A 17919-nucleotide genomic window follows, 5' to 3' on the forward strand; every position below is an offset into this window, starting at 1 on the left:
TTCTCTTCAGTTTCCGCTTCGCACCCGGTGGCGCGATGTCACTCGGTAGTGCGATGCCGCTCGGCAGTGCGATGTCACTCGGCACACACCGACTTGGCGGCGTTCGCCTGCTGGATTCCTTCGGGCGCCTTCGCCGGGGCGCCGAGCGGCCGGCCCGCACCGGCGTAGTCCTTGCCCAGGGTCAGCACCATCGCCTCGCGCTCTCCCGCGCTCTTCCCGGTCGGCTTCAGGGCCGAGCCGGGCAGGCCCATCATCGCGGCGAGCGCGCGGGCCTGGTCGGCCTGGTTCTCGCCGTACGTCAGCTCGGTCGTGGCGATGTCGGGGTTCGGGGAGTTGCCGCCGTTGGTGGCGAGCTTGGCGCCCTTCTCGACCTGGAGCCAGGCCAGGGTCTCCTGGGCGGCGCCGCCCTTGCCGCTGCCGTTGAAGACGTTGACGCGCACGTCCTCGGGGGCGGCCTTCTCGCCCTTCAGCAGGGCCGCCTGCCTGTCCTTCTTGTCCGCCTTCTCCTTCTTCTTCACCTCGGTGAGGGACGTGTCCGACTGCAGTATCGAGAAGAGGGCGTTCGCCTTCGCCTCGTTGACGACGACGGTTGCCTTCTTGCGCGGCGGCTCGGCCGGGTTGTCGACGACCGGCAGGGTCGTGAAGGTGATGTTCTTGGGGTCGACCCGGGCGACCTCGTCGGCGAGCGACTTCAGTTTCCCTATGCCCCTGATGCCCGTGTCGACGGTCAGCGCCTTGGTCGCCGCGTCCGCCAGGTCGTACAGCTTGCCGACGTCGGTGAGCGTCTCGCTGGACTTCATCTTGCGGAGCATCGCGCCCAGGAACTGCTGCTGGGTCTGGATGCGGCTGAGGTCGGAGCCCTGGCCGAACGCGCCACGGGTCCGTACGAAGGCGAGGGCCTGCTCGCCCTCGATCGTGTGCTTGCCCTTGCTCAGCTTCAGGTGCGACTTCTTGTCGTCGACGTCCTTGGCGACGCAGACCTCGACGCCGCCGACGGCGGTGGTCAGCGTCTTCACCGCGTTGAAGTCGACCATCATGAAGTGGTCGACGGTCAGCCCGGTGATCGCCTTGACGGTGCGCATCGTGCAGCCGGGGTCGCGCCCCGACTGGCCGAGGCTGGTGTTGAAGCGTTCGAAGGTGCTGCCCGGGACGACCTTCTCGGAGCCGTCCTCCTGTTTGGTGGGGCAGTCCGGAATCCGCGTCTTCAGGTCGCGGGGGATCGACAGCGCCGTCGCGTTCGTCCGGTCCTTGGAGACGTGGAAGAGGATCGTGGTGTCGGCGTGGCCGGGGCTGTTCTTGTCGCCGTAACCGGAATTGCCGTCACCGGTGCGCTTGTCCGTGCCGATGACCAGGATGTTGATCGCCTGGTCCTTCTTGAAGCCGCCCGAACCGCCGGACACGTCAACGGACTTCAGGTTGCCGTCGAAGTGCTGGTAGAGCGCCCACGCGCCGACGGAACCCGCCACCATGACGAAACCGAGGACACCGCCGGTGATCTTCAGGGCCTTCTTTCCGCCCTTCTTCGGCTGCTTGCGCTTGCGGCGGCCCGTGTGCGGACCACCGCCGTCGCCGCGCGAACCCGCGCCCCGGGGGCCGTCGGGCGCCGCGCCGCGACGGCTCCGCTGGGCGGGTACGTCGCGGCGGGGAGCGCCGTCGCCGGGGGCAGCGGCGTCGCGCCGCCCCTCGCCCCGGCCCCCGGGGTGCTGGCCGCGGCCGCGCGGACTGCCCTGTGGTTGCCCCGCACCTCTTGCGGACCCTGCGGAATTGTCCAGTCGCAGTTCGTAGTTGCCGGTGTGCGGGTTGAGAACCCACTGGTCGGCGGGGTCGATCTCGCCCGCCCCGTCACGGCTGTGCGCGTCCACGGTTGCCTGAGTCCTCCGTCGGTCCCACGCGAGGCGCCTCCCCCCAGGCGGCTCATCATTCGGTCCAGTCGTGCGTGCGTGAGCCAAGTAGCGGTTCGTTGCACTGGATCGCGTCACACTATCCGTACAGATCAGGGACCAGCGACGGCAGTGACAAATTCCACGCTGCTTACAACCGGGCAATACCCCCAAAGCGCAACGGGTGATGCCCCGGACTTGGGAATCGCTTTACCCGCACATGTCCGTTGCGGCGTTTGTTCCGGCGAAGGTCGGGGTCGGAGCGGGGCTCGGAGGTCCCGAATCGTCGGGCTTCGGGTCGCTTCCGTCCGACCCGCCCGTCTTCTCCAGCGACTTGGCGGGAGCCACCGAAACGGGTGCGTCCTCGCGCAGCTGCTGGAACAGCTTCTCGGCCTGGGACTCGATCAGTTCGTCCCGGTTCCCGTCGTACCGGTAGGGCTGACGCGGCACCGTCAGGAACTGCACCCGCTCCGAGGGAACGTCCCGCATGCTGCTCGCCAGGTCGTACAGATCGCGCAGCGAGTCGAGCCCCGGGTCGGTGGTGAGCGCCTTCGTCGCGGCGTCCAGCACCGGGTAGAGCTTCGTCGGGTTCAGCAGGACTCCGTTGCTCTGCATCTTGTTGACGAGCGAGCCGAGGAACTGCTGCTGGCGGTCCATCCGTTCCGTGTCGCTGCCGCCGCCGATCGACTTGCGGGCGCGTACGTAACCGAGCGCCTGCTCCCCGTTCAGGGTCTGCGGACCCGCGGCCAGCTTGAGGTGGGCGTCCTTGTCGTCGATCGGCTCCTTGAGGCAGACCTCCACGCCGTCGACCGCGTCGACCATGTGCTTGAAGCCCTCGAAGTCGACCACCATGTGGTGGTCGATCCGGATGCCGGTCAGCTTCTCGACGGTACGGATCGTGCAGGCCGTACCGCCCATCTCGAACGCCCAGTTGAACTGCGCGAACATCTTCCGGGTGCGGGTGCCGTCCGCCTTCTTGCAGCTCGGAATGTCGACCATCAGGTCACGCGGCAGCGAGACGCCCGTCGCACTCCTGCGGTCCGCGGCGAGGTGCAGCAGGATCGTGGTGTCCGACCGCTGCGTCCCCTCGTCCCGCCCGTACTTCTTGTTGCCGCCCGCACGGGTGTCCGACCCGATGAGCAGGATGTTCTGCGCGTCGAGCGCCACCTGGGCCTGGGTGGGCCGCTCCTTGTCCCAGGCGCGGAGCTCGGCCGCGGCACTGGTGTCGGTGGTGATGTTCCCGTCGAGCTTCTTGTAGAAGTACCAGCCGGTCGCGGCCGCCACCAGCACGACCACCGCCGCCCCGCAGGCCAGCCACCGCACCCAGTGGCGCTTGCGGGGCGGGGGGACGGCGAGGGTGTCCGTGGCCGTGCTCGCGGCGGCCGTGTCACCCACGGCGCCAGCGGGGTCGTCCGAAGGGTCGTCCGAGTGGCCGTCCGCCGCGCCGTCCGCCGGGCCGTCCGAGTGGCCGTCCGCCGCGCCGACCGCAGGCTGCGCGCCTTCCTCGGGCCCGGCCTCCGGGCCCTTCCCCGGCCGGTCCGGTTCGGGGGGCGTGCCAGCGGTCTCGGTCACGTCGTCGTCCATCCTCGTACGGGTCGGCGGCGCGCTGGGCCGTCGATCGCAGGTGTAGACGGCTGAACCCGGCGCTTGGTTGTGCGTCCCGTCGATCATGTACCGTGCCGCGCCGCGCCCCGCCGAAGCGGGGCCCCGGTCCGCCGAATGCGCCGCCCCCGGACGACGTACGCCCGCTACGCCCCGCGCACGAGCGTCACGCGCTCGCTCTCGACCCGCTTCGCGAGCCCCTCCGCCGACAGCTCGCCGACGTTGCGGCACAGCACGACCGAGCCGCCGGAAGCCAGCGGGGCGTACAGACCGGAGGACAGTCCCTCCCACGTGTCGTACGACAACCCCGACAGCACGCGGGACCCCGGCCCGAGCCCGAGCGCCGAGGCGTCCGCGCGCGCCCGCTCCACGACCTCGGCGGCCGTCAGCGACGTACCGCCGAAGGACAGGGCGGCCTCGTCGGGATCGACCGGGGCGAAGGGGGCGAAACGGTCGCCCTGGGAGGGGACTTCCACGGCGTAGTCCGCGAAGCCCTCCGGGGCCTCGGGGAAGCGCCCGCCCAGCGGCCGCAGCGCCAGCGCCACCCGCTCGCCCCTGGACGCGCGCGCCGCCTCCAGGGTGTCCGGGCCGCTGACCACGACGTCCGAGGCGGCCGGGTCGCCCGCCACGTCCACCTCGACGCCCACCGAGGCGCAGGCCAGCAGCCATACGGCGGTCTGCCAGTGCGCGGGCAGGTGCAGGGAGAGCCGGTCGCCGGGACCGGCGGACAGGTCGCCCTGGAGGAGGTTGGCGGTCTTGGCCACCCAATTGGCGAAGGTCGCCACGGACAGTTCGACGCGCTCGCCCGTCGCATCGTCGTAGAAGGTGACGAGGGGGCGGCCCGGGTCCGTGGCGAGTGCGGAACGCAGCAGGTCGGCAGGGGTGCGGTCGGTGGAGTTCATCAGGCGAGCGTACGTCGCCCGGCGCGGCCGGGGCGGCGGGTCGCCACGTCGGGGGCCACCCGTCCGGCAGACAGTCCGCGCCTTTTCACCGATGGACAGATTTATACCGGTATGACCAATATCGGCTGCATGCGTGCACTCCTTGCTTCCTCGATCGGCGTCACCTGCGCGGCCCTTCTCGCGCTCCCGTTCGCGCTGCCCGACGACGGGCCCGCGGACCGGCGGCAGTTGGCGGGGTCGCAGGCGGCGGATCTGCCCGGAGGTCTCCCCGGAGCCACCAGGTCGCTGCCGCTGATCCCGCTCGACCGGTCCGCCCAGCGTCAGGACCGGGCGGTTTCCCAGCCCGCCCAACGGGGGCTGCGGTCCCGGGGCGTGGAACCGTTCTCGCTGGTCGGCGTGGTCTGGGACGACCCGCGCGCCGTACTGGAAGGCCGGGTCCAGGTGCGTACGAGAGCGGCCGGGACCAGGGCCTGGTCCCGCTGGCAGGACCTGGACGCACACTCCGCCGACGGAGCCGACCCGGGCGCGGCGGAGAACCGTACGCACGGCTCGACCGCACCCCTGTGGGTCGGCGCGTCCGACGGCGTCGAGGCCCGCGTCCGCCCCACGGGCGGTGCGCTGCCCGCGGGCCTGCGCCTCGACCTCGTCGACCCCGGCGCCGAACCGCCCCGAGGCAGCTCCCGCGCGCCCGCCGCCACCCTGGAACTCCCGGAGCTGACCCGGGCCGAGACCGAGGCCGAGGCGCTGGCCCAGCCCCAGACCCAAGCGGAAGCCGCGAGAGGCGGCGCGCGCCCGCACATCGGGGCCCGGCCGAGGATCGTCCTGCGCAAGGGATGGGGCGCGGACGAGAAGCTGAAGGAGAAGGGAAACGTCTACACCAAGACGATCAAGGCCGCCTTCGTCCATCACAGCGCGTCCGGAAATGGGTACAGCTGTTCGCAGTCGGGCTCCGTACTGCGCAGTATCTACCGCTACCACGTCAAGAGCAGTGGCTGGCGGGACTTCGGCTACAACTTCGCCGTCGACAAGTGCGGGAATGTCTACGAAGGACGTGCCGGGGGTGTGGCCAAGCCGGTCCTCGGGGCGCACACTCTCGGTTTCAACAGCGACAGCATGGGCATCGCCGTCCTCGGGACGTTCAGCAGCACCGCACCACCCGCCGCCGCGGTGAACGCCGTGGCGAAGCTCACCGCATGGAAGCTCGGACTGCACGGAGCCGATCCGAAGGGCACCACCTATCTGACCTCGGCGGGAGGCAACCTCCACAAGAAGGGAACGGCGGTACGGCTGAACGTCATCTCGGGCCACCGGGACGGCTTCGCCACCGAATGCCCCGGCGGGCGCCTCTACCAGAGGCTCGGCACCGCGCGCTGGACCGCGGCCCACTTCCAGGGGCGCTGAACGGGGACTCCCGATCGGGGACTTCCGGTCGGGGGGCAGCCGATCAGGGACGTCCGATCAGGGGCCTCCGACCAGAGGCTTCCGCAGACGCTTTTCCGGCGCGCGGCCCTCACCTCCGCGCCACCTGCACCTTCTGCACACAGGTCGCCGACCGGGACGTATCGAACAGTCTGCATACACTGGCCAGCCACATCCGGCCCGGCCCCCAGCAGGAAGCAGAGACGACAAGGTGACTGAAGCGATCCTCCTGGTCGGAGGCAAGGGAACCCGGCTGCGCCCGCTCACGGTGAACACCCCCAAGCCCATGGTCCCGGCGGCCGGCGTGCCCTTCCTGACCCACCAGCTGGCCCGCGCCAGGGCCGCCGGAGTCGAACACATCGTGCTCGCCACCTCCTACCTCGCCGAGGTCTTCGAACCCCACTTCGGTGACGGTTCCTCCCTCGGCCTGCACCTGGAGTACGTCACCGAGGACGAGCCGCTCGGCACCGGCGGAGCCATCCGCAACGTCGCCTCCCGCCTCCGCTCGGCCCCCGACGAACCGGTCCTCATCTTCAACGGAGACATCCTCACCGGCCTCGACATCGAGGCCCTCGTCTCCACCCACTCCTCGTCGGGCGCGGACGTCTCCCTCCACCTCACCCGCGTCGAGGACCCCAGAGCCTTCGGCCTGGTCCCCACCGACGCGACCGGCCGCGTGACCGCCTTCCTCGAAAAGCCCCAGACCCCCGAGGAAATCGTCACCGACCAGATCAACGCGGGCGCGTACGTCTTCCGCCGCTCCGTCATCGACACCATCCCGGCGGGGCGTCCGGTCTCCGTCGAACGCGAGACCTTCCCGGACCTGCTGGCGAACGGGGCGCACCTCCAGGGCATGGTCGACTCCACGTACTGGCTGGACCTGGGCACCCCGCAGGCGTTCGTACGAGGCTCCGCCGACCTCGTCCAGGGCCGCGCGCCCTCCCCGGCGGTCCCGGGCCGCTGCGGCGACCGCCTGGTCATGCCGGGCGCGGTCGTCGCCCCGGACGCCAAGCTCACCGGCGGCACGGTCGTCGGCGCCGACGCCACGGTGGGCCAGGGCGCCCGCATCGAGGGCTCGACGATCCTCGCGGGCGCGGTGATCGAGCCCGGCGCTGTCATCCAGGACTCCCTGGTCGGCGCGGGCGCACGCATCGGCTCCCGTACGCACCTGGTGGGCGCGGTCATCGGCGACGGCGCACACGTCGGACCCGACAACGAACTCCGCGACGGCGTCCGCATCTGGTGCGACGCGGTCCTCCCGGCGGCCTCGGTCCGCTTCTCCTCCGACCAGTAGCCCGCCTTCGCTACAGGTGCGAGATGCGCCCCGGTGCACGGCGCGGGCCGCGCCGGGGCGGGGTCAGCCCGGTGAGCAGGATGTACCGGGCGGCCCGGTGCCGCTGCCCCGCGTAGGGCGCGAGCAACTCCAGCATGTCGGCGTCCGTGGCCCCCCTCTTCCCCGTCAGCGCGTAGCCGACGATCCCCGGCAGGTGGAGATCCCCCACCGTCAGGGCGTCGGGCGCCCCGTTGCTGCGCTGAAGGGTCTCGGCGGAGGTCCACGGCCCGATCCCGGGCACCGCCTCCAGCCTCTTCTTCGCCGTCTCGTACGGCATCCCGGCCGCCTCCTCCAGCCGCGCGGCGACGCGTACGGCCCGGACGACGGTGTCGGCCCGCTTCGCGTCGACGTTCGCCAGGTGCCACTCCCAGGAGGGGATGCGCGCCCAGCCGAGGGGGTCGGGCATCACCCGCAGCCCCTCCGGCACCACGAAGGGCCGGTCGTCGTCGGGCAGGGGTGCGGGCTCCCCGAACTTCCGCACCAGATGCCGCCACGACGCGTACGCCTCGGCGGTGGTCACCTTCTGCTCCAGCACCGACGGAATCAACGACTCCAGCACCAGCCCGGTCCGGCAGAGCCGCAGCCCCGGATGCCGGTGCTGCGCCTGTGCGACGACCCGGTGGTGCGCCACGAAGGCTCCCGGATCATCGGCCTCGCCCAACAACGCGGGCAACCGCCCCAGCATCCACGCCGCCCCCGGCCCCCACGCCTCGCCGAGCCCCTCGGCCACCCGCAGGGTCGCGGGCCCCTCGGGCGTCCTGCTCACCCGCCACACGGCACCGTCCCCGGCCACCCGGTACGTGGGATCCGCCCCACCGCGCCGCAGCGGCCCCAGCACCACCCGCCCCTGAAATCTCCCAGCCACCCCACGACCCTACTTTCCCGGCGGCCCCCCGACGGCCCGATCACCGGCCCCCCTCCGCCCACGACGGCCCACCCCACCCCCACCCAGCCCCCTCGGCCTCCGATTCCACCCAGCCTCCTTGGGCGGCGGGGCCGCCCCCCGGGGGCGGAACGGGCGGGCAAGGGGGCGGCCCCTCTCGCTCCGGGCCCACCCCGGAGCACCCCCGCCCCACCCCGCTCCCGGCCACCCCACCCACGAAGCCCAGCCCCACACCCCCTCGCCCCCGCCCCCCCCGGATCACCGCACCTCGATAAACCCCTCCACCCCCCGCGAAACCCGAGCCGCAGGCGAGCCCGCAGCCCGCCCGACCCCCACCGCCCCCATCGGATCCCACCCCTGCGGCAACCCCAGAACCTCCCGCACCACATCCCGGCAGAACATCGTCGACGACACCCACGCCGACCCCAACCGCTCCCCGGCCAACGCCACCAGGAAGTTCTGCACCCCGGCGCCCATGGCCACCACGAACATCTCCCGCTCCGCCGCATCCCGCCGCGCGTCCCCGTACGTATGGGAGCCGTCCATCACCAGACACGGCACCACCAGATACGGAGCCCTCCGCAGCACCTCCCCCCTGCGCACCCGCTTCGCGATCGACTCCTCCGACTTCCCGTCCGCCCGCAGATCCGCGACCCACGCGTCCCGCATCGCATCCAGCAGCCGCACCCGAGCCGACTCCGACTCCAGCAGCACGAACCGCCACGGTGTCGTGTGATGCGGCGCGGGCGCCGTCACCGCCGCCGCGACCGCCCGCCGCACGGCACCCGGATCCACCGGCTCGTCCGTGAACTCCCGCACGGTCCGCCGCTGCGTCACCGCCTCCCGCACCGCCTCCGACGTCCCCAGCCGGAACATGTCGTCGGCCGCCCCGCGCACCAGCGCCCGCGCACCCTCGTCGTCCGCCGTGGCGGAGCCCCCGTGCGTGGCGGAGACCACGTGCGCGAGCCCCCGCACGACCGCCACCGGCAGCCCGCCCACCTTGCCCTTCACCAGGTCACCGGCAGCCGCCAGCTCGTCGGCGGTCGCCACGACCGTCGCATTCAGCGGATTCCCGTGCGCATCGACCCCACCGCGCAGATCGTCGAGCACCCTGACCCCGGCAGCCCCGATCGCCACATCGGTCAGCCCACTGCGCCACGGCCGCCCGAAGGTGTCGGTGACGACGACCCCCACCTCCACCCCCAGCGCTTCCCGCACCCCGTCCCGGATCGCCCGCGCCGAGGCGTCGGAGTCCTCCGGCAGCAGCAGAACAGTCCCCGCGGGGGTGTTGGAGGCATCGACGCCCGCGGCCGCCATCACCAGGCCCTGCCGGTTCTCCACGATCCGCAGCGTCCCGCGCCGCGCCACGACCCGTACCGTTTCTGCGTCGATCGCGTCCTCGCGCGAGTCGGCGGCGACGATCCGCCCCTCCGCCTTGCTCACGATCTTCGACGTCACGAGCAGGACGTCACCGTCGGCGAGCCCCGGCTCCGCGCCCACGATCAGCTTGGCGAGGTCATCGCCCTCGCGGACCTCCGGGAGGCCCGGCACCGCCCACACCCGGTAGGCGGGCGCGCCCTTCTCCGTACCGTCGGCGTCGCTCACGCCCGTACCTCCCCGGCCAGCTCCAGCGCGGCGGCCGCCATCGCGGCGGTCGCGGCGAGGTCCGTCATCATCAGCGGTACGGCCCGGCAGCGGATGCCCGCGTCCTCGACCGCCTGCACGGCGCCCGCGTCCACGGTGTCGACGAGCCAGCCGTCCAGCAGCCCGGAGCCGTAGTGCCGGGCGACCGCAGCGGCCGTCGACTCCACGCCCACCGCGGCCAGCACCTTGTCGGCCATGCCGCGCACCGGGGCGTCGCCGACGATGGGGGAGAGGCCCACCACGGGGACGCCCGCCTCGGCGATGGCCTCGCGGATGCCCGGGACGGCCAGGATCGTGCCGACGCTCACCACCGGGTTCGACGGCGGGAAGAGGATGACGTCGGCGGAGGCGATGGCCTCCAGGACGCCGGGCGCGGGCTTCGCCTGCTCCGCCCCGACCGGCACGACGGCCTGCGCCTCCACGGAGGCGCGCAGCTTCACCCAGTACTCCTGGAAATGCACCGCCTTGCGCTCGCCGTCCACCTCGATCGCCACGTGCGTCTCGACGCGGTCGTCGGACATGGGGATCAGCCGCACGCCCGGCTGCCACCGTTCGCACAGGGCTTCGGTGACCGCGCTCAGCGGATATCCGGCCCCGAGCATCTGCGTCCGCACGATGTGCGTCGCGAAGTCGCGGTCGCCGAGCCCGAACCATTCCGGGCCGACGCCGTACGCGGCGAGCTCGGCCTTCACGTGGAAGGTCTCCTCCGCACGCCCCCAGCCCTGTTCCTCGTTGATGCCACCGCCGAGGGTGTACATCACCGTGTCGAGGTCGGGGCAGACCTTCAGCCCGAACAGATGAATGTCGTCACCGGTATTGCCGATGACGGTGATGTCCGCCTCCGGTGCGGCCTCTTTGAGACCACGGAGAAAACGAGCACCGCCGATACCGCCTGCAAGAACCACAATGCGCATACGGAGCAGTGTGTCAGGCGGTACTGACATCCCGTCGGGTGGTTACGGAAGGGTGTGCGAAGAGCCACACCGGGGGCTACGCGGAGGGCTGCACGGAAGGGCGTACGGAAGGGCGTACGGAAGCCGCCGCGTCCGCCGCGTACATCGGCATCTCCGTCAGTCCGGGGAAATACACGTGCAGGCTGACGGCGGGCTCCAGGGAGTCGTTGACGACCTCGTGGACGTGCCCCGGCACGGACACGTACTGCGCTCCCGTGCCGATGGTTCTGGCGCCCTTGTCGTTGCGTTCCGTGAGCTCGCCCTCCAGGACGGTCAGGACGCCCGAGGACGCGCCGTGGTCGTGCGCCCCGCTGCCCTGGCCCGGCACCCAGCTCAGGAGCCACACCTCGTAACCGGGCCCGGTGCGCAGGCGGTGGTACCAGCGGGTGGCGGCGTCGTACCGGACCAGGTGGGCCCACTGGGAGCGGTCGGCCGCGATGGACCGGGCCAGACCGGCGAACTCGGCCACGGTCACGGGGTGCTCGCGGGCGGGGGCCAGGAGGTGCGTGACCTCAAGGATGTCGCCGGCGATCTGCAGGTCGCTGTCGCTGTTCATGGTGCGGGGGTTCCTCGGCAGTCAGTGCTGGGGTGTCGCAGAACGGGTGCCGCACCGGGTGATGGGGTGCGAGCGGGACGCGGCGCACACGGGGTGGGGCGTGCGGCAGGCCGTGGCCGGAGCGCGAAGGGCTTCGGCGGCAGAGCTCCCGGGGCTTTCAGGGCTCTTCAGAGCTGGAGCGCGGGTGGCTTCAACAGCTGTGACAGCAACAGTGACAGCGGGCCGGGGCAGCGCTGCGGACCACACGGATGTGGGTCACGGGGAACACTGCGGTCGCTGGCATGGAACAAAGGTGACCGGCAGCCTCACCGGCTGTCAACTCGGTGGCCGGTTTGGCGGCAATGTTTCACCTCTTCCGGTTAGCCCGGCCGGAGAAAGGTTTGTGCAGTCGCTGACGTGGAGAGACCGCGCTCCAACTGCCTGTGCTCGTCGCGCACTCCGTACGCCTGTCCCGGTACCTCGCGCGCATTCCCGAGGACGGCGCACCCGCATGATCGTCGTTGTCGTCCCGTGATCCGACTGTGATCCGAGTCGCTTCGCGGAGTGGACTGCAACAAGATCCATCTCTTCCGCGTCTTCCTCCGTGTCCGGGGTACCCGCTCACGAGGCGGAGTCATGTGTCACGGTTTTTGGCGATTTGAACACTTTCCGCATAGCCTTGGTTCCGCAGAGTGAATAACGGGCCCAATAGCAGATCCCGGCTTGACTGCCACGGAGCTACACACTTGTAATTTCACTCGTGTCGTTCGGCCGGATTCGGTAACGGCAACATCACGGGGAAGTAAAAGACAGACGAGGGGCGCACATGACCGAGCTGTTCCAGCAACTGCTGGTCGAGGACGCGGACGAGGAACTCGGCTGGCAGGAGCGCGCATTGTGCGCCCAGACCGATCCCGAGTCCTTCTTTCCCGAGAAGGGTGGTTCCACCCGTGAGGCAAAGAAGGTCTGCCTCGCCTGTGAAGTCCGCTCCGAATGCCTTGAATATGCCTTGTCGAATGACGAACGCTTCGGAATCTGGGGCGGATTGTCCGAGCGTGAACGCCGGAGACTGAAGAAGGCCGCGGTCTGAGCGGTATATGCGGGGCGGCCCCCGAACGAACAGCCGCACCGCCCGCGGTGCCCCGGCCGCACCGCCCCAGCAAAACAGCACAAGGCAGTACACAACGAACGGTCCGCCGCCTGCCCCTTCCCCGCAGGCGGCGGACCGTCTGCATGTGCAGCCGTTAGTGTGGGCCGCTGTCCGGCGATCGCACCCGGCGCCCCCACGGGCACTCGCGTGCGCCGCAGTCAGCGTTAACCAGCCTTCCGGGGGGCGACCCCCGGACCCCGGCCGGAGGGCCCGTACGTCGATGTCCGTCAGTCAACCAACGGCCCCGTACGCGGCCGCCGCCACCCCGCCCGAGTTCCCCCGCCACGTCGTCACCGCCGTACTCGTCTCCCACGACGGTGCGCGCTGGCTCCCCGACGTGCTGCGGGGACTCCTCGGCCAGGAACGCCCGGTGCAGAACGCCGTCGCCGCCGACACCGGCAGCGCCGACGACTCCGCCCGGCTCGTCACCGAGGCATTCGGCGACGAACGCGTCCTGCACCTCGCCCGCCGCACCGGCTTCGGCACGGCCGTCGAGGAAGCCGTCCGCACGGCAGGCGTCCTCACCCCCGAGGAACTGCCGTACCTGAAGAAGCCCAGCGGCTGGGACCCCGTCAGCCGGCAGTGGCGCGACGACGCCTACGACCAGCCCGACCTGCCGCACGGCGAACCGGTCCAGTGGCTGTGGCTCCTGCACGACGACTGCGCCCCCGCACCCGACGCCCTCGCCGAACTCCTGCGGGTCGCCGACTCCGACCACACCGCTGCCATCGTCGGACCCAAGCTGCGCGGCTGGTACGACAAGAAGCAGCTCCTGGAAGTCGGCGTCTCCATCGCCAACTCCGGCCGCCGCTGGACCGGCCTGGACCGCCGCGAACAGGACCAGGGCCAGCACGACCAGGTCCGCTCCGTCCTCTCCGTCTCCAGCGCGGGCATGCTGATCCGCCGCGACGTCTGGGAACAGCTCGGCGGCTTCGACCGTCACCTGCCCCTGATGCGCGACGACGTCGACCTGTGCTGGCGCGCGCACGCCGCAGGACACAGCGTCCTGGTCGCCCCCGACGCCTCCGTACGGCACGCCGAGGCATCCGCCCGCGAACGCCGCACCGTCGACTGCGTGGGCCGGGGCGTCGCCAACCCGCACCGCGTCGACAAGGCCGGCGCCGTCTACACGATGCTCGCCAACGCCCGGGGGGCCGTCCTCCCGTACGTCCTGCTGCGGCTCGTCGTCGGCACCCTCCTGCGCACGCTCGCCTACCTCGTCGGCAAGGTGCCGGGACAGGCCGTCGACGAAGTCACCGGACTGCTCAGCGTCCTGCTCCGCCCCGGACGCGTCCTCGCCGCCCGCAAAGCGCGCGGCAAGGGCGTGATCGACCCCTCCGAACTGCGCCCCCTGTTCCCGCCGCCCGGCGCCACCCTGCGCGCCACCGTCGAACAGGTCGCGGGCTCCTTCGGCAGCGGCAACGAGGCCGAGACCGGCGGCTCCCGGCACGGCGCCGTCGAGTCGGGACCCGGCGGCGACGACGCCGACTTCCTGGAGGTCGAGCAGTTCGCCCGGGTCAAGAAGGTCGCCCGCAAGCCGGGCCCCGTCCTCTTCGCCCTGCTGCTCCTCGTCGCCCTGGTCGCCTGCCGCGAGCTCCTCGTCGGTGACGCCCTGGCCGGAGGCGCCCTCCTGCCGTCCCCCGAGAGCGCCTCCGAGCTCTGGTCCCGCTACGCCCACTCCTGGCACCCCACCGGCACCGGCGGCACCCAGTCCGCCCCGCCCTACCTGGCACTCCTGGCCTCCTTCGCGACCCTCCTCCTGGGCTCCACGAACGCCGCCCTGACCGTGCTCCTGGTGTGCTCGGTGCCGCTGGCCGGACTCACCGCGTACTTCGCCTCCCGGCCCCTGGTCGAGTCCCGCCTGCTGCGCGCCTGGGCGTCCGTCGCGTACGCCTTCCTGCCCGCCGTCACCGGTGCGCTCGCGGGCGGCCGGATCGGCACGGCAGTCCTCGCCGTACTGCTGCCGCTGATCGCCCGCTGCGCCGTCTCCGCCAGCGGCGCACGCGCCACTGCCGGTGCGCGTTCCAGCTGGCGCTCCGTATGGGCGTACGCACTCCTGCTCACCCTCGCGACGGCGTTCACCCCCGTCGTGTGGCCCCTCGCGGCACTCCTCGGCATCGGCGTCCTGGTGCTGCGGCGCAACGACATCACCGCGTACGCACTGCGCTTTGTGGCGGCGATCGGCACACCACTGCTGGTGCTCGCGCCGTGGTCCCTGTCCCTGCTGACCGAACCTGCCTCCCTGCTGCGCGAGGCGGGCCTTCCCTACGGCGGCGGCGCGGCCACCCCGCTGGACCTCCTGGGCATCAGCCCCGGCGGCCCGAAGACAGCGGGCGGGCTGCTCCTCATCGGCATCGTGCTGGCCGCCCTGGCCGCCCTCCTGCGCGGCGAGCGCCAGTTCGCCGTCCGCAGCGCCTGGGTGGTCGCGATCCTCGCCCTCGTGTTCGCCGTCCTGGCCAACCGCGACGGCTGGGCCGGGCCCGCCACCCTCGTCTACGGCCTCGCCCTGATCGCCGCCACGGTGCTCGGCGCGGACGGCGCCCGTGAACGCGTCGCCTCGCAGAACTTCGGCTGGCGCCAGCCCGTCGCCGTACTGATCGCCGCAGCCGCCGCACTGGGTCCCGTACTGGCCGCCGTCGGGTGGATGTTCGTCGGCGCGGCCGACCCGATCGGCCGCCGCGACCCCGTACAGGTGCCCGCCTTCGTCGCGGAGGAGTCCACCACCCGCGACCAGCCGCGCACCCTCGTGCTCGGCGGCGGCTCCGCCGACAAGGTGGCGTACTCCCTGCTCCGGGGCTCCGGCGGACGTCTCGGCGACGCCGAACTCACCCGAGCGGGCGGCTCCGCCCCGAACCTCGACAAGATCGTCTCCAACCTGGTCGCGGGCTCCGGCGCCGACCAGGCAGGACAGCTCGGCGGCTACGCCGTGCGTTACGTCCTCGTCCGCGACGGCGTCGCCGCCCGGCAGATGAGCCGCGTCCTGGACTCCACCCCCGGCCTCATCCGCCTCAGCCAGCTCGACGGCAGCGCCCTGTGGCGCGTCGAACGCCAGGTCGCCCGCCTCATGATCGTCTCGCCCCGGAAGGGCGCGGAGCCGGTCCCGGTCGCCGCGCAGCCCATCGAGGCGCACACCACCGTCAAGGAGGGCGACGAGGGCCGCGTGCTGCGCCTCGCGGACAGCGCCGCCCCCGGCTGGAAGGCCACCCTCGACGGCCGCGAGCTCACCAAGAAGACCCTCGACGGCTGGGCCCAGGGCTTCGAACTGCCCGCCCAGGGGGGCAAGCTCGACCTGACGTACAAGGCCCCGCTCACCCACACCGCCTGGCTGTGGGCGCAGGGCGCGCTCGCCGTCGTCCTCGTGGTGCTCGCGCTGCCGGGCCGCCGCCGCGAGATCGACGACGACCTGCCCGATTCCGGCGCGGCGGCCGCAGCGGACTTCCCCGCGGCCCCCGTCGAGGGCGAGGGCCGCAGGGCCCGCAGGCTCCGCGCCGCCGCCGAGGCGGAGGCGGAGCAGGCACCGGAACCGGCCCCCGTCGCCGACCCGTACGCCTCCCCGTACCCGGACCAGGAGGGCGCTCCCGACGCCCCCTTCGCCGCGGTGCCCCCCCAGGGCGCGTACGGCGAGTGGGACGCCCAGTCGTACGCCAACGCGGGCGCAGGGCAGGGGCAGGGCCAGTACGGCGCCCAGGACCCCTACCAGCAGCCGCAGCAGGGCTACGGCGACAACGGCTACGACTACGACCCGTACGGCTACACCCAGCAGCCGTCGCAGGACACCCCGGCCCAGGAGCAGCCGCAGCAGCAGCCGTTCGACGCCTTCGGGAACAACACCGGCACAGGCGACGGCGGAAGCACCGGCAGTGGCACCGGCAGTGGCTACTACGGCACCCCCGGCGCCCAGCAGCCCTCGCACGGCCAGCAGCCGCCCGCGTACAGCCCCCAGCCGTACGACCCCTACGCGGACGACCAGGGCGACACCCCGCACGGCTCCGGCGACGGACGCCCGTACGACCCGCAGAACGACCGGCAGCGCCCCGACGGGAGCAACAACCGATGAACCGCACCACCCTCTCCCTGATCGGCGCGGTCGTCGCCCTCGCCGCCGTCACCGGCTTCGCCACGATCGCCGCCCCGTCGGGCGGCCCGGACGCGAAGAGCACCGGGACGGCCGCCGCCCGGCTGCCCGTGGAACGCTCCAGCCTGCTGTGTCCCACGCCCAGCTCCTCCGACCTCGCGGAGACGACGTACACCTCCTTCACGCCCAAGGGCGGCGCGGCGGACGCGAAGCCCGGCACGGCGGAGCTGGCCCCCGCGGCGTCCGGGGGCAAGACCGCCAAAAAGCCCACCATCAGCCTCAAGGTGCCGGGAACGCCCGTTACGGCGTCCGCGAGCGGCCCGGAGTCCCCTGCCCTCGTCGGCACCGCGGACGGCGCTCTGGCGCCCGGCTGGGCGGCCCAGCAGACCACCAAGGTCAACGCCGGGACCGGCCGCGGCCTGCTCGGCGTGAGCTGCTCCGCACCCGACACCGAATTCTGGTTCCCCGGAGTGAGCACCGCCGACACCCGCCAGGACTACGTCCACCTCACCAACCCGGACGACTCCGCCGCCGTCGCCGACATCGAGCTGTACGGCCCCGAGGGCGCCGTCAAGTCCGAGGAGGGGGAGGGCATCACCGTCCCGCCGCACTCCACCGTCCCCGTCCTGCTGTCCACCCTGTCGTCGGCGAAGATCGCCGACGGGACGGTGCACGTCACCACCCGCGCGGGCCGCGTCGGCGCGGCGGTGCAGGCACTGGAGGACAAGGCGGGCGGCGACTGGCTGACCGCCTCCGCCGACCCCTCGGGCAGCGTCGTGCTCCCCGCCGTCCCCGCCGACGCCACCTCCGTGCGCCTGGTGGTGTTCGCCACCGGTGACGCCGACGCCGACGTCAAGGTGAAACTGGCGGGCGCCAACGGCTCCCTCACCCCGGCCGGCGCGGAGTCCCTCCACGTCAAGTCCCGGATGACGGCATCCCTCGATCTGGGCAACGTCGCCAGGGGCGAGGCCGGCGCCCTGGTGCTCACCCCGTCGGAGGGCAACAAGAGCGCCCCCGTGGTGGCCGCCATGCGCGTCGTGCGCGGCCTGAAGGACAAGCAGGAGGTCGCCTACGTCCCCGCGACCGCCCCCGTCGGCGCCCGCTCCACCGCCGCCGACAACAGGGCCCAGAGCTCGGTGCTCTCCCTCACCGCCCCGGGCGCCGCGGGCGAGGTCCGCGTCACGGCCTCGGCGGGCAGCGGCGGCGGCGAGCCCACCACCAAGACCTTCAAGGTCAAGGCAGGCACGACCCTGTCGGTGGCGGCCCCCGTGCCGACCGGTCTGAAGGGCACGTACGCGCTCACCGTGGAGCAGGTCTCGGGCGGCCCGGTGCACGCGGCCCGCATCCTGACGGTCATGGAGGACCGCATTCCGATGTTCACGGTCCAGCCGATGCCGGACGACAAGGGCACGGTCGTGGTCCCCCGGGCCACCAACGACCTCTCGGTCCTGGACGCCGGCTGACCCGGAGGTCCCGGGCGAAGCCCGGGGGAACGAGGGAAGGGCGGATAGGGGACCGGCCCCGCGCAGCGGCCCGCCCCCCA

General features: G+C 72.3%; 12 protein-coding genes. 5 read left to right on the plus strand and 7 right to left on the minus strand.

Annotated features, from left to right (window positions below; all coding sequences use genetic code 11):
- Nucleotides 1-74: 74 nt before the first annotated feature.
- From OG897_RS04965 to OG897_RS04975, 3 genes are all read right to left on the minus strand, one after another.
- Nucleotides 75-1862 carry an LCP family protein gene (locus OG897_RS04965; RefSeq protein ID WP_266653179.1) on the minus strand — a complete coding sequence of 596 codons (1788 nt, stop codon included), beginning with the start codon at nucleotides 1860-1862 and terminating at the stop codon, nucleotides 75-77.
- Nucleotides 1863-2090: 228 nt separating this feature from the next.
- Nucleotides 2091-3464, minus strand: a complete 1374-nt coding sequence (locus OG897_RS04970) for an LCP family protein (protein ID WP_266653181.1) — start codon at nucleotides 3462-3464, stop codon at nucleotides 2091-2093.
- A 164-nt stretch (nucleotides 3465-3628) separates the two neighbouring features.
- On the minus strand, nucleotides 3629-4384 hold the full coding sequence (locus tag OG897_RS04975; protein WP_266653183.1) for a TIGR03089 family protein: 756 nt from the start codon (nucleotides 4382-4384) through the stop codon (nucleotides 3629-3631).
- Nucleotides 4385-4513: 129 nt separating this feature from the next.
- On the opposite strand from OG897_RS04975, the gene OG897_RS04980 reads away from it, so the two are divergent.
- Nucleotides 4514-5785 carry an N-acetylmuramoyl-L-alanine amidase gene (locus OG897_RS04980; RefSeq protein ID WP_266653185.1) on the plus strand — a complete coding sequence of 424 codons (1272 nt, stop codon included), beginning with the start codon at nucleotides 4514-4516 and terminating at the stop codon, nucleotides 5783-5785.
- A 229-nt stretch (nucleotides 5786-6014) separates the two neighbouring features.
- Nucleotides 6015-7097 carry an NDP-sugar synthase gene (locus OG897_RS04985; protein WP_266653187.1) on the plus strand — a complete coding sequence of 361 codons (1083 nt, stop codon included), beginning with the start codon at nucleotides 6015-6017 and terminating at the stop codon, nucleotides 7095-7097.
- Nucleotides 7098-7107: 10 nt separating this feature from the next.
- Here OG897_RS04985 and OG897_RS04990 read toward each other — a convergent pair whose 3' ends face one another.
- The 4 genes from OG897_RS04990 to OG897_RS05005 form a co-directional block, all read right to left on the minus strand.
- Entirely contained in the window at nucleotides 7108-8001 is an 894-nt protein-coding gene (locus OG897_RS04990) for a DNA-3-methyladenine glycosylase (RefSeq protein ID WP_266653189.1), read from the minus strand.
- A 276-nt stretch (nucleotides 8002-8277) separates the two neighbouring features.
- A complete protein-coding gene (locus OG897_RS04995) occupies nucleotides 8278-9624 on the minus strand; it encodes a coenzyme F420-0:L-glutamate ligase (RefSeq protein ID WP_266653191.1) in 1347 nt (448 codons plus the stop codon).
- Nucleotides 9621-10577 carry a 2-phospho-L-lactate transferase gene (cofD, locus tag OG897_RS05000; RefSeq protein ID WP_266653193.1) on the minus strand — a complete coding sequence of 319 codons (957 nt, stop codon included), beginning with the start codon at nucleotides 10575-10577 and terminating at the stop codon, nucleotides 9621-9623. The genes OG897_RS04995 and cofD overlap by 4 nt, the downstream gene beginning before the upstream one ends.
- Nucleotides 10578-10653: 76 nt before the next feature.
- Nucleotides 10654-11172 carry a cysteine dioxygenase family protein gene (locus tag OG897_RS05005; protein ID WP_266653195.1) on the minus strand — a complete coding sequence of 173 codons (519 nt, stop codon included), beginning with the start codon at nucleotides 11170-11172 and terminating at the stop codon, nucleotides 10654-10656.
- Nucleotides 11173-11977: 805 nt separating this feature from the next.
- On the opposite strand from OG897_RS05005, the gene OG897_RS05010 reads away from it, so the two are divergent.
- From OG897_RS05010 to OG897_RS05020, 3 genes are all read left to right on the plus strand, one after another.
- Nucleotides 11978-12241, plus strand: coding sequence for a WhiB family transcriptional regulator (locus OG897_RS05010; protein WP_030927001.1), 264 nt, complete (start codon nucleotides 11978-11980; stop codon nucleotides 12239-12241).
- Between the two features lie 280 nt (nucleotides 12242-12521).
- On the plus strand, nucleotides 12522-16358 hold the full coding sequence (locus OG897_RS05015; protein WP_266653197.1) for a glycosyltransferase family 2 protein: 3837 nt from the start codon (nucleotides 12522-12524) through the stop codon (nucleotides 16356-16358).
- Nucleotides 16355-17839: a DUF5719 family protein gene (locus OG897_RS05020; protein WP_266653199.1), complete on the plus strand. Its 1485-nt coding sequence runs from the start codon at nucleotides 16355-16357 to the stop codon at nucleotides 17837-17839. Before OG897_RS05015 ends, OG897_RS05020 begins: the two co-directional genes overlap by 4 nt.
- The last annotated feature ends 80 nt before the right edge of the window (nucleotides 17840-17919 follow it).

The organism is Streptomyces sp. NBC_00237, from assembly GCF_026342435.1.
GTDB lineage: Bacteria > Actinomycetota > Actinomycetes > Streptomycetales > Streptomycetaceae > Streptomyces.

Coding starts and splice junctions, on each gene's coding strand:
- OG897_RS04970 (WP_266653181.1), bottom strand. CDS start 3,464: ATGGACGACGACGTGACCGAGACCGCTGGCACGCCCCCCGAACCGGAC.
- OG897_RS04975 (WP_266653183.1), bottom strand. CDS start 4,384: ATGAACTCCACCGACCGCACCCCTGCCGACCTGCTGCGTTCCGCACTC.
- OG897_RS04980 (WP_266653185.1), top strand. CDS start 4,514: ATGCGTGCACTCCTTGCTTCCTCGATCGGCGTCACCTGCGCGGCCCTT.
- cofD (WP_266653193.1), bottom strand. CDS start 10,577: ATGCGCATTGTGGTTCTTGCAGGCGGTATCGGCGGTGCTCGTTTTCTC.
- OG897_RS05005 (WP_266653195.1), bottom strand. CDS start 11,172: ATGAACAGCGACAGCGACCTGCAGATCGCCGGCGACATCCTTGAGGTC.
- OG897_RS05010 (WP_030927001.1), top strand. CDS start 11,978: ATGACCGAGCTGTTCCAGCAACTGCTGGTCGAGGACGCGGACGAGGAA.
- OG897_RS05015 (WP_266653197.1), top strand. CDS start 12,522: ATGTCCGTCAGTCAACCAACGGCCCCGTACGCGGCCGCCGCCACCCCG.
- OG897_RS05020 (WP_266653199.1), top strand. CDS start 16,355: ATGAACCGCACCACCCTCTCCCTGATCGGCGCGGTCGTCGCCCTCGCC.